Annotated in this window: 18 protein-coding genes; 14 read left to right on the top strand and 4 right to left on the bottom strand. The window is 63.9% G+C overall.

Annotation, left to right across the window (positions count from 1 at the left end):
* Positions 1-35: 35 nt before the first annotated feature.
* Entirely contained in the window at positions 36-650 is a 615-nt protein-coding gene (locus ACX9OW_RS07395) for a hypothetical protein (RefSeq protein ID WP_197601012.1), read from the bottom strand.
* Positions 651-918: 268 nt separating this feature from the next.
* On the opposite strand from ACX9OW_RS07395, the gene ACX9OW_RS07390 reads away from it, so the two are divergent.
* Positions 919-1,605: a hypothetical protein gene (locus tag ACX9OW_RS07390; protein WP_053517858.1), complete on the top strand. Its 687-nt coding sequence runs from the start codon at positions 919-921 to the stop codon at positions 1,603-1,605.
* Positions 1,602-2,024 (top strand): hypothetical protein, encoded by a 423-nt coding sequence (locus ACX9OW_RS07385; protein WP_053517859.1) that lies wholly within the window; start codon positions 1,602-1,604, stop codon positions 2,022-2,024. Before ACX9OW_RS07390 ends, ACX9OW_RS07385 begins: the two co-directional genes overlap by 4 nt.
* Before the next feature lie 54 nt (positions 2,025-2,078).
* Here ACX9OW_RS07385 and ACX9OW_RS07380 read toward each other — a convergent pair whose 3' ends face one another.
* The 3 genes from ACX9OW_RS07380 to ACX9OW_RS07370 all read right to left on the bottom strand — a co-directional run bounded on the left by ACX9OW_RS07380 (position 2,079) and on the right by ACX9OW_RS07370 (position 5,135).
* The gene (locus tag ACX9OW_RS07380) at positions 2,079-4,238 is read right to left on the bottom strand and encodes a TonB-dependent siderophore receptor (protein ID WP_459062469.1); all 2,160 of its coding nucleotides are present in this window, start codon (positions 4,236-4,238) and stop codon (positions 2,079-2,081) included.
* Between the two features lie 176 nt (positions 4,239-4,414).
* Positions 4,415-4,639, bottom strand: coding sequence for a hypothetical protein (locus ACX9OW_RS07375; RefSeq protein ID WP_159054949.1), 225 nt, complete (start codon positions 4,637-4,639; stop codon positions 4,415-4,417).
* A gap of 73 nt (positions 4,640-4,712) precedes the next feature.
* A complete protein-coding gene (locus ACX9OW_RS07370; RefSeq protein ID WP_311069171.1) occupies positions 4,713-5,135 on the bottom strand; it encodes a hypothetical protein in 423 nt (140 codons plus the stop codon).
* Between the two features lie 275 nt (positions 5,136-5,410).
* On the opposite strand from ACX9OW_RS07370, the gene ACX9OW_RS07365 reads away from it, so the two are divergent.
* The 12 genes from ACX9OW_RS07365 to ACX9OW_RS07310 all read left to right on the top strand — a co-directional run bounded on the left by ACX9OW_RS07365 (position 5,411) and on the right by ACX9OW_RS07310 (position 12,513).
* Positions 5,411-5,761, top strand: a complete 351-nt coding sequence (locus tag ACX9OW_RS07365; RefSeq protein WP_154263167.1) for a helix-turn-helix domain-containing protein — start codon at positions 5,411-5,413, stop codon at positions 5,759-5,761.
* 65 nt (positions 5,762-5,826) lie between these two features.
* Positions 5,827-6,270 (top strand): hypothetical protein, encoded by a 444-nt coding sequence (locus tag ACX9OW_RS07360; RefSeq protein ID WP_049436648.1) that lies wholly within the window; start codon positions 5,827-5,829, stop codon positions 6,268-6,270.
* Positions 6,271-6,284: 14 nt separating this feature from the next.
* Positions 6,285-8,261, top strand: coding sequence for a transposase domain-containing protein (locus ACX9OW_RS07355; protein WP_459062145.1), 1,977 nt, complete (start codon positions 6,285-6,287; stop codon positions 8,259-8,261).
* Positions 8,261-9,487, top strand: coding sequence for an AAA family ATPase (locus ACX9OW_RS07350; protein ID WP_459062144.1), 1,227 nt, complete (start codon positions 8,261-8,263; stop codon positions 9,485-9,487). The genes ACX9OW_RS07355 and ACX9OW_RS07350 overlap by 1 nt, the downstream gene beginning before the upstream one ends.
* On the top strand, positions 9,484-9,717 hold the full coding sequence (locus ACX9OW_RS07345; RefSeq protein ID WP_189719785.1) for a hypothetical protein: 234 nt from the start codon (positions 9,484-9,486) through the stop codon (positions 9,715-9,717). Before ACX9OW_RS07350 ends, ACX9OW_RS07345 begins: the two co-directional genes overlap by 4 nt.
* Positions 9,714-10,004: a hypothetical protein gene (locus ACX9OW_RS07340; protein ID WP_189719786.1), complete on the top strand. Its 291-nt coding sequence runs from the start codon at positions 9,714-9,716 to the stop codon at positions 10,002-10,004. Before ACX9OW_RS07345 ends, ACX9OW_RS07340 begins: the two co-directional genes overlap by 4 nt.
* Before the next feature lie 10 nt (positions 10,005-10,014).
* Positions 10,015-10,467 carry a hypothetical protein gene (locus ACX9OW_RS07335; protein ID WP_189719787.1) on the top strand — a complete coding sequence of 151 codons (453 nt, stop codon included), beginning with the start codon at positions 10,015-10,017 and terminating at the stop codon, positions 10,465-10,467.
* Complete coding sequence (locus ACX9OW_RS07330; protein WP_459062143.1) at positions 10,467-11,108, top strand: DUF3164 family protein; 642 nt, start codon at positions 10,467-10,469, stop codon at positions 11,106-11,108. Before ACX9OW_RS07335 ends, ACX9OW_RS07330 begins: the two co-directional genes overlap by 1 nt.
* Entirely contained in the window at positions 11,105-11,398 is a 294-nt protein-coding gene (locus ACX9OW_RS07325) for a hypothetical protein (RefSeq protein WP_459062142.1), read from the top strand. Before ACX9OW_RS07330 ends, ACX9OW_RS07325 begins: the two co-directional genes overlap by 4 nt.
* Complete coding sequence (locus tag ACX9OW_RS07320) at positions 11,385-11,837, top strand: hypothetical protein (RefSeq protein ID WP_459062141.1); 453 nt, start codon at positions 11,385-11,387, stop codon at positions 11,835-11,837. The genes ACX9OW_RS07325 and ACX9OW_RS07320 overlap by 14 nt, the downstream gene beginning before the upstream one ends.
* A complete protein-coding gene (locus tag ACX9OW_RS07315) occupies positions 11,834-12,250 on the top strand; it encodes a gp16 family protein (protein ID WP_459062140.1) in 417 nt (138 codons plus the stop codon). Before ACX9OW_RS07320 ends, ACX9OW_RS07315 begins: the two co-directional genes overlap by 4 nt.
* Positions 12,247-12,513 (top strand): hypothetical protein, encoded by a 267-nt coding sequence (locus ACX9OW_RS07310; protein WP_459062139.1) that lies wholly within the window; start codon positions 12,247-12,249, stop codon positions 12,511-12,513. The genes ACX9OW_RS07315 and ACX9OW_RS07310 overlap by 4 nt, the downstream gene beginning before the upstream one ends.
* Positions 12,514-12,592: the final 79 nt, after the last annotated feature.

Raw genomic sequence — 12,592 nt, 5'->3', positions numbered from 1 at the left:
ATGCCGCGTCCGCGAACGCGGCATCCCAAGAGGGATCAAGGACTCTTGTTGTAGAGGAACTGGGCTTCGCCCTTTATGTCGTTGTCCGCTGAGTTGTAGATCAGGTTGATCTGAAAGCCGAAGCCTGCGCCGATATCCCAGTAGTAACCACCATTGACGGTGGAGGTCCAGGAACCTTCGTTCAGCTGCCACTTGAGAAGACTGCCATCGTTGCCGACGAAATCCAATGTGCCCTTGCCGTCCTTGAAGGTGCCGTCGGTGTTGAACTTCAGCTCGGTGCTGACCGTCCACTGGCCGAATTCATTGGGAATCGGGTAGGTCAACACCGCTTTGTTGAAGCCCGGCTCGCCATTCTCGCCCGGCGTGTAGGTCAGCTTGCTTTCAAAAGGCTTGACATCGATGAAGGTGAAGTCCGGCTGTCCGTCACCGTCACCACCGCCGTCGCCACCACCACCACCACCGCCGCCACCGCCGCCGCCGCCATCGCCCGGATCCCACGGATCAGGCCAGTCCGGCGGATCCGGGTTGGGACCCCAGTCGTCCGGTGGGGTCACATCGACCGGCGGCAGATCGGTGGTGTCCACCTGCGCGCCACCGGAGACCAGTGCGCGTTCTTCGGGGGAGAGATCACGAACTCCACTTGCAGACATCTCACAACTCCTTGTTTGTCCGATGCAGATTACGGATGCGTCGTTGCCGCCTTCATGCGGCCCTCGGACATTTATCACACGAAGTGGACAGTGCTCTGTCAGAAAAATCTGATTCGGACGGAAGGGTGATAGACGATAAAAATGAACGCGCATCGCACTTGCGCAACGACGATTCTTCATCTTGACGTAATGCGAATGTGCTATTTGACCTTCACGCAGTTGCTGCGCTAAACACCACACCTCACGCTCGAAGCAAGGAGTTGCACGCATGCAGGAAAATGGAATTCGCGAGCTGTCGCTGGAAGAGCTCGCACTGGTCTCTGGCGGTGCGCAGATGGACACCACCGATCTGCCGCCGGTGGATGCGTTGCCGCCGGATGACGGCGGCTGGCCGGATATCGATCCGCCAGACTGGACCGATCCGTGGGACCCGGGCGATGGCGGTGGTGGCGGCGGTGGCGGTGGCGAAGCGCCGCCGAGCGCGTATGAGCAGGTCGATGGACAGGCTGACACCGTCGCGCGTGAGGTGGAGGCACTGATCAAGGCCGATCCGGGTTATCAGAGCCAGGAGCTGGGCACGGTGATCTACCGCGACGCAGTGACCGGTGAAATCAAGACCAGCCCACTGGCGCGCGGTGATGCCAGCAATCCCGGGGCCATCAGCTATCCGCTGCTGGAGTGGGGCATCTCGCCGGGCCAGGTGGTGGGCATCATCCATTCCCATCCGGCCGGGGTCTTCCCGTCGGAGACGCATGAGGTCAACAAGTACCCGTCCGACAACCGCACCGTTGGCGGCGTGGCCTATGAGGGCGGGGACTGGGGTGTGGCCGATCTGCTGCGCGACAACGGCATGAATGCCGAAGAGTTCCGCTACTACATCATCGGGCCCGACGGTGTGACCCGTGAGTATGATTTCAACGACCGCGATGCGGAAACGCTGGGTACGACGCTATGAAGATAGAGGCCGCATGGGCGGTGGCCGTTCTGGCCGTGGGCGCAGCAGCCTGTGCGCCGGTGGCGCGTGCCGATTCGCCAGGGCTGGCGGTGCTGCGCAGCGAAGATGGACTGCCTGCGAACCGCTACACCTCGCAACACCAGATGAGTTGTGGCAGCCGCGTGTTCGAGCTCGTGGTGGAATCGCCGGGTCCGGTCAGGTTGACTGGCCTGAAGGTGGATGGCGTCGCGGTTCCTGCCGCGCAGCTGCAGGCCATCAATGCACAGGTACCGGAGCGCTCCTGGTTCCAGGGCATCGCCTCGTCCTGCACGTCGGCCCGCCAGTCGCTGACCCTTCAGCTGTCATCGCCGCAGGGGGCAGTGACCATCCCGCTTTCGTTCAAGGATGGCGTGCTGGTGCCGGCGGCACCCGCCAGGTAACGCAGGTGCTGCAGGCTGCCGGCCCCTGCGCGGGGCCGGCAGCGTGACCGCCCGTCAGAAGCGGTAGGCCGCCTGCACGTACACCCGGCGCGGTTCCCCGGGGAAGTGCCCGTTGCGCGCGATGAAGCCACTGGCCGCATACACCTTGTCGAACAGGTTCTTGACGTTGGCCTGGAACTGCCACTGCTTCCACGTGGTCTTCCAGCTCATGTCGAACACGGTGTAGGCCTTCACGCTCTGCCCGTCCAGGCTGATGCGCTCGCCGACATGGTCGGCACCGAAACCAATGGCCGAGTTCAGCGCAGGCAGGTCGTAACGCGTCCACAGGCCGAGCGTGTTGCGCGGTGCATTGGCGAAGCGGTCTCCGGAGGCGTTGGTGATGCCGTTCGGGCCCGCATCCTTCACCCGTGCGTCGTTGTACGCGTAGGTGAGGTTCACCACCCAGCGATCGGTCACATCGGCCAGCAGATCGAGTTCCATGCCGGTGCTGCGCACCAGGCCCAGCGCGGCGAGCTGGTTCACGCCTGCGGTCACTTCGCCGGTGGCCTGCACGATGTTGCTGCGGTCGATGCGGTAGGCCGCCATGTTCAGGGTCACACGCTCGGCCAGCAGCGACTTCATGCCTATCTCCCACTGTTTGCTGCGTTCAGCGTCGAACGGGCCGCCGGCAGCACGGTCCTGGTTGGCCGCGCTCTGTGGCACGAATCCGCTGGCCACGTTCGCGTACAGGTTCAGCCCCTCGCGCACGGTGAAAGTGCTGCCCAGCCGCCAGCTGAGGTCGTGCCCATCCACGCTGCTGCCGCCGAGGCGATCCTCGTCCTTGAAGCCATCCCAGCGCAGGCCGGCCAGCACATGCCAGCGCGTGCCCAGCGCAAGTTCGTCCTGCAGGTAGCCGCCGTAGCGGGTGCTGCGCGTGGAGGTGCTGCGCCAGGGCAGGGTAGTCAGAGCGTAGTCGTGCCAGGTGCTGGCGCCATACACTGGATTGAACAGGTCGATGCCACGCACCGGTCCCGCACCGCGCGCGAGGTCGGCACTGTTGGCGGTCTGCGCGGTGAAGTCGGCATCGAGCTGGTACACGTCAGCGCCGAACAGCACTTTATGCTCGATGCGGCCGGTACTGACCCGCCACACGGCATTGCCGTTGACAGTAAACGCCTCGTTGTCGCGGATCTGGTTGCGCAGCTGGCGCGTCATCCACTCGGCCACGCCATCGCGATCGCGGTCGATCAGCCCCATCGGCTCGTGATACATCTGGTGCTCGTTGTTGGTGAACCATCGCGCGGCGAAATCCACATCCACATTCGAGGCCGGCGCGAAGCGATACTGCGCCAGGGCGACCTTCGCGCGCATGTCGAGGAAGTCGCTGGCCTCGTTGTGGTTCCAGCGGCGATCGGTCAGGAACGTACCTGCGTCATTCACCGGTACACCCCGCAGGCGGTTGCCGCCCAGGTTCTGGGTGATGTCGGTGAACTGCAGGGTCAGCTCGCCGGTATCGCCCACATCGAAGGCCAACGATGCATCGCCGATCACGCTTTCGCTGTCGGTGTTCCAGCGCACACCCTGCTCGGTGTCGCCGTACAGACCGGCGCGGTAGCGCACGCGGCCGGCCGCATCCAGGGGGCCGGTGGCCTCGACCGAGCCGGCGCGGAAATCCTCGTTGCCCAGCTGGACTTCGATGCGGCGCTCAGCCGTGGCCCGGGGTTTGCGGGTCACATAATTGATGACGCCGCCGGCATCACCACCGCCATACAGTGCGCCGGCCGGACCCTTCAGCACCTCCACCCGCTCGATGTTGAACAGCTGGGGCACCGCGAAGCCCGCATACGGGTCGCCGCGCAGGCCGTCATAGAGCACGTTTTCCTGCCGGAAGCCACGCAGGGTCACGCCCGCATAGCTGAAGAAGCTGATGCCGCTGATGCTGCGGTACAGGTCGGTCACCTGGCGCGCAGCCTGGTCGTCGATCAACTCGCGCGGCACCACCTGCACCGATTGCGGCACCAGCTCCAGCGGGGTATCGGTGCGGGTGCCAACTGCGGCGTCGTCAACCCGGTACAGCGTCTGAGCACGGCCACGCACTTCGACCTTGTCGAGCTCGGTGGTTGCGGTGGTGGGTGGTGCAGCGGCCTGTGCCAGGGGTGCCAGGGGCAGGGCGAGGGCCGCGCACAGCGCGCGTGTTGGGGGACTTAGAGATTGAGAACGGGGAAAAAACGGGATGAAACGGGATGAAATGGGACGAAAGCCCCGCCCTGCAAGCGTTTCGCCCGTCGCGTGACATCTATTGATAGATAGAGCTCGGTTTGCGAAACCAGCCCTATCTGACCCGATTGGACACCAGAAATGCAAAACGGCCGCCATCGCTGGCGGCCGTTTGATTTGTGTTTAAAGGGACTTCAACGAGCTGGCGGTCCATCGGGTGGATCGCAGATGTTCTGCAGACAGTCCTCCAGGCCCTTGAGCCTGACCAGCACCTGGTCGAGCTGCTCCTGGCTCAGATATTTGAGGGAAGGAACGCCGAGGCGGAACAGATCCCGTTCAACTTCCCGCTGCCAGCCATAGCGGGCGGCGAGATCCTGGATCTCATAGCGCGCGCGAGCGCGACGCAGATGCACCGGCATTGCCAGCACTGGGTCCGAAAGCCTTGTCTCCCAATGATTCCGAGGGACCGCGTCCCGCAGAATCGCCCTCAATCTACCTACCAGTTGCCGCTGTTCCTGCATCCTTTGCCCCTGTAACGATCATCCCGACTGTCTGCCGGGCAAACGGCCTTACGTCCGCTTCCGGCAGTCCCTTTTCCAGCAGCTGAGCCAGCAGAACAAGCGCCTCGCCATACTGGGCCGGGGCCAGTACAGCATCCGCGTCATCAAGCGCCTCCTGGAGCAGTTGCGCGGCGATCTTCACAGACGACTGGCTCACTACCTGAGACTGCCGCAAGTCATTGTTTTGACGCGGAATCGTGCCGGAATCCAGGCGTTCATCGCCCGAGCCTGTCAGCAGCCAATTGGCGTTCCAGCCCTGCTGCACCAGCGCAGCCAAGCACTCCGCCCCAATCTCTCTCAGGCCGCGCTCAAAGCGCCCATAGGTGTTCTTTGACACCCCGATGAGGGTGGCCATCTCCCCTTGCGTCCTCGACCCCCGAACGGTGGTCAATCGCGCACCAATCGACACCCATTCGGGTTTCGCTCTTTCCTCGCCGGAAGTGCGAATCAAGTTCTCTGCGTGATTCATCGTTTCGCACTTCCCGTAAGTATTTGTTTCATAAAGACAGAATCCCGAAAACACCCATTTGTGTCGTCGCCGACCAAGTGCGAAACACATTTGGGTGTTGACAAGCACCCAAATGGGTTTAGCATCTGCCCCGTAGTCATCGCTCAAATGACAGGTACGAAATGTCAGCAACGAATACCCCGAGAAAAGCCAGTCCCGCTAAGGACTGGCATGCCGCCGACATCGTAGCGGCGCTGCATCGCAAGGAAATCTCTCTGCGGCAGATCGCGCTACTGAATGGCTACACCAACGGGGCGAGCCTGAATCCCGCTCTCCGTCGGCCGTACCCCCAAGCCGAGGCCCTGATTGCAGAGGCGCTCGGAATGGAACCCCAGGCCATCTGGCCCAGCCGGTACGGCGCCGACGGTAAGCCGAACCGTGGCCCAGGGGGCCGCAAACCGCTGCTGCCCCCTGACGCAAAGCCTAGCAGCCTGCGGACAGGCCGCAATCCACAAATTGGCGCCCCGCAATGAACAGCGCCTCTATCTACCGCTTCCCCCCGGCGCACAGGCGCCCCCACCGAGCAGGAGACGCAAGGATGAATCGTCAGCCCAGCCAGCCCTATGACTTCTTCTTGACCCCACGCCCCTCGGCGCCGGTCAACGGCACCATGGATTACCGCAAGTCCGTCAGCATGCTGGTCGGCCAGATGCTGGAGGCCGCGCACGCTGCAGGCCTGGACCGGCACGAAGTAGCCGCACGCGCCAGTCGCCTGACTGGCCAGAACGTATCCAAGGCGATGCTCGACGGCTACACCGCGCCCAGCCGCGAAACTTTCAACATTCCGCTGTGGGTTGCCCCCGTGCTGGAAGTGATCTGCGGCGGGACGTTGCTCGCTGAGTGGCAGGCCCAGGTCATCGGTGGCCAGCTGCTGCTGGGTGCCGAAACCCTGGACGTTGAAATCGGCCGCGCCCACCGTGAGCGTGTCGTCGCAAGCCAGCGCCTGCGCCAGCTGCACCGTCTGAGCGTGAGGGCATCCTAATGGCGGACGGCACCATGTCCCCCCGTTCGATGCTGGACCTGGCCACCTTGGCCAGCAGCCTGGGCAAGACCAAGCGAGCCGTCGAGATCCGCGCCAAGCGCGAGGGCTGGGCGTTTGTGGAAAAGGCTACTCGCGGTGGCCGTCGCCGACTGTATGCCGTTGATGCGCTACCGCCAGACGTACAGGCCGCAGCTGTCATCGCGGGGCAGGTCAGCGAGACGCCGCAGCGGGCCGTGGCGGTTCGCCAGGCCAACGTCGATTCCATCGCGTCCGCGTGGAAGCGCTACGAGGCCGTCCCGCAGCATTTGAAGGACGAAGCCGCACGCCGCCTGCGCGCCCTGCAGGCCGTTGAGGCGCTGCAGGCTGCCGGCCATCCTCTGATGGCAGCGCGTCAGATCGTCGCCAGCCAGATGCAGCGCGACCAGGGAGGCGGCGTCAGCGTGGCCAGCCTGGGCCGCTGGGCCGCGCTGGTGGCCAAGGCCGAGAAGCAGCACCGCCTGGCTCTGTTGGTGCCGGCATACGCCGCGACCAAGGCCAAGGCCGAGATTCACGCCGAGGCATGGGATCTGTTCAAGGCCGACTATCTGCGGGTCGAGGCCCCGAGTGCGCAAAGCTGCTATGACCGGCTGCAGCGCATCGCCGCCACCAAGGACTGGCCCGCACTTCCGTGCGCCAAGACGTTCATCCGCCGTGTTGAGGCAGAATTGCCGCGCGCCGTCCTGGTGATGGCCCGCGAAGGCCAGGAGCGATTCAATCAGACGTTCCCGGCCCAGGAGCGCGACCGCAGCGTGTTCCACGCGCTGGAGGCAGTGAACAGCGACGGCCACAAGTTCGACGTGTTCGCACGTTGGCCGGACGGCACGGTTGCACGCCCCATCATGGTGGGTGTCCAGGATCTCTACAGCGGCAAACTGCTGGGCTACCGCATCGCCGAAACCGAGTCGTCGGACCTCGCGCGCTTCGCGTTCCGTGACGTGATCGAGCGCTATGGCATTCCCGGCAAGGTCTGGCTGGACAACGGTCGCGGCTTCGCATCCAAGATGCTGACCGGCGGCACGGCGAATCGCTTCCGATTCAAGGTGAAAGAAGACGATCCGACCGGTCTCCTGACGGCAATGGGCTGCGAGATCCACTGGGCGACGCCGTATCACGGACAGGCCAAGCCCATCGAGCGCGCCTGGCGTGACCTGTGCGACCGCGTTGCCAAGCACCCGGCATTCGCTGGCGCCTACACGGGTAACAAGCCCGACGCAAAGCCCGAGAACTACGGCAGCAAGGCCATTCCGCTGGATGAGTTCGTGCGTGTCCTGAATGAGGAAATCGCGGCCCACAACGCTCGCGAAGGCCGGCGCACGCGTACCGCTGCAGGCCGGAGCTTTGATTCCGCGTTTGAGTCCAGCTATGCGCAGTCCACGATCCGCAAGGCATCGCCTGAGCAGTTGCGGGAAATGCTCCTGTCCACGGACGTGGTCACCTGCGACCGCCGTGATAGCAGCGTTCGCCTGTCCGGCAATCGGTACTGGAGCGACGCCATCGCCCCGTTTGCAGGTCAGAAGGTGATGCTTCGCTTTGATCCCGAGCATCTGCACCAGGCTGTGCATGCGTACACCTTGGCCAACGTCTACATCGGCCAGCTGGACTGCATCGCCGCCGTTGGCTTCGCCGATACCGGCGCCGCCCGCGAACACGCCAGGGCAAAGAAGCAATACCGCCAGGCAACACGTAAGCAGCTGGACGCGGAGCGACGAATGGAAGCGGCCAGCGTGGCCAACCAGCTGCCGTCGCCGATGCCCGAATCGCTGCCGCCTGCAGGCGTGATCGCGCCGCTGTTCGGTCGTCGGCAGCCGCCGCGCGCACAGGAAGTCGAGCCCGCCGAACGGCTGCGCACCGGCACCGACGACAACGAAAGCGCGTTCGTGTCGCTGATGGACCGCATGCAGGCCCAGCAGCGCCGGAACAGCCTGTGGACCACGCCTGACGGAGATGCCTGATGCAAAGCAACCCCGCCACCGGCTACCAGCGTCGGCAGGCCTACCTCCAGCGCATCCGCAATGAAGGTTCGCACCCACTTCGCCACCAGGCACAAGCCCGTTTCAGATCCGGCGTAGACACCCGGACCAACCCGAAAGCGACAGCAGCAGGCGGTGGCATCGCCCGCCGCAGATCCAAGCTCGCCGCCCTCAAACGTCCGCCCCTTCCACCCGTTGCCCCGCTGCACCCGCACCAATCCAAGGAACCCAGCACGATGAATCTGGCCGTCACCCCGATCACCCCCGAAGAACTGTCACCGGAGCAGCTCGCCGATCTGCGCGACCGTCTCCGTATCACCCTGGAGGAAGACAAGAACCTGAGCCAGGCCCGTTTGGCAAAGGAATCGGACATCAGCAGCGCCACGCTGTCGCAGTTCTTGGGCGGCACCTACGCGGGCAACCAGCAAAACGTGGCTCGCAAGCTGGCCGGTTGGCTCAATGTCCGCGATGAGCGCATCAGCAACGGCAAGCTGCCCGAAGGCCCGGAGTTCGTCACCACGCCGACCAGCGAGAAGCTACGCGCCGTCCTGCAGTACGCCCACATGGCTGGCGACATTGCAGTGATCGCTGGCGGCGCGGGCCTGGGCAAGACCGTCACGAATAAGCGCTATGCGGCCGTGAGCCCGAACGTCTGGCACGTCGAATTGACCCCGGCCACGGGTGGCGTCCTCACCTGCCTGCAGGAGATTGCCGCAGTCATGGGCCTGCGCGACCTGGTCAACTCCGCCGCGTACATCCAGCGGGCCATCTTCCAGAAGGTGCGCAATACCAGCGGCCTGCTGATCCTGGATGAAGCACAGCACCTGACCGTGCAGGCGCTGGATATGGTTCGCGCCATCAACGACCAGACCAGCATCGGCCTTGTGCTGTGTGGCAATGACCGTGTCATCACGCAGATGACGGGCGGCAATCGCGCTCCGTTCCTTGACCGCCTGTATAGCCGGGTTGGTAAGCGCCTGGTCATTCACAAGGTGGTCAAGGGTGACGCCGACGCGATCATTGACGCCTGGAACATCGCCGATGCCGGTTGCCGCGATCAGATCCGGCAGATCGCCGACCTTCCGGGCGCACTTCGCGTCCTGAACAAGGTGCTGCGCCTTGCCTCGATCTACTCCCAAGCCAAGAACGAGCGGATCTGCTGCGAGTCCATCCGCTACGCAGCCAAAGAACTGGGCGTGATGGTGTGACCACGTCCATTTCCCACCTCACGGCCGACCTGGTGTCGGCTGTGGGCGGCATCGCCAGGCTGGCATCACCGGATGCACTGCCGGCGCGCTGCCTGATCGTCCAGCGCTGCTATGCGCTGGCCACCCCATTCGATTCGCTGACCATCGGCCAGTTGCTGCAGTGGAGCAATGAAGCCATCGCAAGCGCCGCACAAACGGCCCAAATCGACAACCAGGAGCGTCTCCCGTGAACACCACCGACAAGAATCGCACCGCCATCCAGCACCAGCTGACCGCCGCGCTGGAGGCCATCAATGCCCTGGCCGACAAGGGCCTCACGGCTCGCTCCGTCTCGATCACGGGCGCCCGGCCCGTCATCGTGATTGACCGGCCGCGTGGGGATTCGCTGGTCGGCGCCCAGCACATCCGCGAGCGCAAGGGCGAGCTGGTGACCCGCACGAAGATGGCGACCCCATTCCACGGTTGCCAGGTGGAATGGGACGTGTGCCAGTCCACGCCCACCAGTGGGCTGCACTGAGCAATACGCCATGAAGAAGCATGTTCCGTTCCCCAAGTCGCTGCAGCAGCTGCTGCAGCGAATCCTGGAGGCAATCGACCAGGCAGGTGGCTGCATGACGCGCGTCCAGCTGGCCACCACCCTGCACGATGCGCGCCCCCTGGACATCGACGACACCCTGGAGGAGCTGATCGACCGCAACCAGGTCGAACGCCAGGGGAGCGATCCCCAGATGCTCTGGCTGGTCCGTGGCTCCGCTGGCACCCAGCTCCCAGTCCTGCCGGAGCCCGCGCCCCCCGAGTGCGAGCGCCCGCCACACACAGTGCGAGCGCTGGACGTGGAACGACGCCTGGAAGCCATTGCCCAGGATGTCCTGGACGCCGCACTGGATGCCCGCGCTGCCGGGCTGCCAGCGCCGCTGGTGCGACTGCTGATGCAGTGCGATGGCGCCCTCGCCGAAGCCCGCAACCACCTCACCCCCTGATGAACAAGGAAACCCCAACCATGCAAGCAAACGCGATTCCCGAAGGCTACCGACAGGACGCCAAGGGGCACCTGGTCCCGGAGCAGCACATCAAGGAAATCGACAAGCTGCGCGATGAGCTGGTGCAGGAGCTCGCTGATCGCGCTCAGGATCTGCACAAGCGCATGGCAGAATTCAAGCGCCATGCATTCGACAGCATTGCCGCGTTCGTGTCCCTGAGCGCAGAGCAGTACCGCGTCCACATCGGCGGCAAGAAAGGCAACGTCACGCTGGTGGCCTACGATGGCCGATACAAGGTGATCCGCCAGTTCCAGGAGACGATCAAGTTTGACGAACGGCTGCTGGCTGCTAAGTCGCTCATCGACCAATGTCTGGCCGAATGGACCGAGGGCGCTCGCTCCGAGATTCGCACCATCATCAACGATGCGTTCCGTGTCGATCAGCAGGGCAACATCCGCACCGGGCAGGTGCTGCAGCTTAAGCGCCTGGAGATTGCCGATGCCCGCTGGAAGGAAGCCATGCGCGCCATTGGTGAAGCCGTCCAGGTCATGGGCAGCAAGTCCTATGTGCGCGTGTACCAGCGGGACAAGGATGGCGCCTATCAGCCCATCACCCTGGACCTGTCGGCGGTGGCCCTGTGACCGCGCGCATTCCTGCCGACCTCGCCGAACTGGCACTGGCCGTGGCCGATGCGGCCGTGCGCACCGACATCGAGGTATTCGCTCGCCAGCAGAACATCGAAGGACGGACGTTCTATGACCTGAGCTGTGCCGATGACCAGCGTTCGCCGGAGGCCATGGGGTACATCCAACGGGCGACTGCCTACATCGAGGCACGTGGCGACGTGTTCCCCTGGCGCCTGGAGCGTCACGTCAGCGCCCCGAGCCTCGTTTGCTTCCGCGATAAGGAGCCTCGCGATGTCGGCGCATAAGAAATCACCGCTGAGCAAAGAACAGTGGGCAGAAGTCGAAAAAGCACTTGCGACGCCCTACGGCGGTGACGTGGAGCTGATCGCTGATGAACACCGGCTGGTGATCCAGGTACAGAAGATCAAGACGCTGCGATATGCGGTCGTCGTTTTCGTTGATGGGAAGATAAAGCAGGAGTACATGCAGGAGAGCAGCCCCATAGGCGCCAAGTTCTACCGCCCCTCTAAAATCTGCCTCTATAGCAGGGCTCAGCAAGCGCGGATGGTCAAGAGCCTGGGCAAGCGTCGCACTGCCGCTATGGTCAAGCAGGGAACCGGAACAATCTACGATCCCGCCTGGCCTTCGGCAGCTGCTCTGCGCCGTCACCTCACCCGCACTTGCACGAGTATCGAGCTGATCCGCGCCGGATGGTCGGCAAGGGTTCCGGAGGGCCAACTATGAAGCCGGCAACAGACCCGCTGCGCCGCGCACAGATCGCCAAGATCAAGGTTGCGCAGAAGGAGCTCGGCATGGATGAGGCGGGCTATCGCGCGCTCTTGCAGCGTGTGACAGGCAAGCAGTCATCCACGCAGATGTCGCCGAGCGAGCGCGACGCGGTGCTGGCTGAGCTGACCCGCCTTGGCTGGAAGGCCAGGCCGGGCAAGCCTCACCCGGACCGCCCGAAGAACACTGACCAGGTGCCGATGCTGCGAAAGGTGGAGGCGCTGCTGGCCAGCGCCAAACGTCCCTGGAGCTACGCGCACGCAATGTCAGTGCGCATGTTCCAGGTGGACCGCCTGGAGTTTCTCAAGCATGACCAGCTGCACAGCCTGATCGCTGCGCTACAGATCGACTGCAACCGGAGGGAAGAATGAGCAATACCGTAAGCGACGCCGAGCGGGAACAAGAGCGGCAGAAGGCGACTGGCGAAGCCCTGCGCGTAACCTTTGAGCGTATCAAGACGCTCCCACCGCCGCAGGTGATTCAGTATCTGACCAGCGTTGTGCTGGTCGGGATCGAACTGCTGCGCGCCAATGGACGAGAGGATGCGTATGTAAGGGAATTTCTGGAGGGAGCCCTGGGTAGCTTGGATGCCCCGCCCATCTTCACGTTGAAGGATCAGCGGGCGCACCAATGAGAGCCACATGTCCCGATTGTGGCTGCCAGGGTCACATCAATGCGTTTCTCCTGGAGGAGGAAGGCAAGCGCCTGGCGGT

It is taken from the genome of Stenotrophomonas genospecies 5 (genome assembly GCF_054473825.1).
The sequence above is the reverse complement of the archived record's forward strand: the minus strand, read 5'-3'. Positions and strand labels throughout refer to the sequence as shown.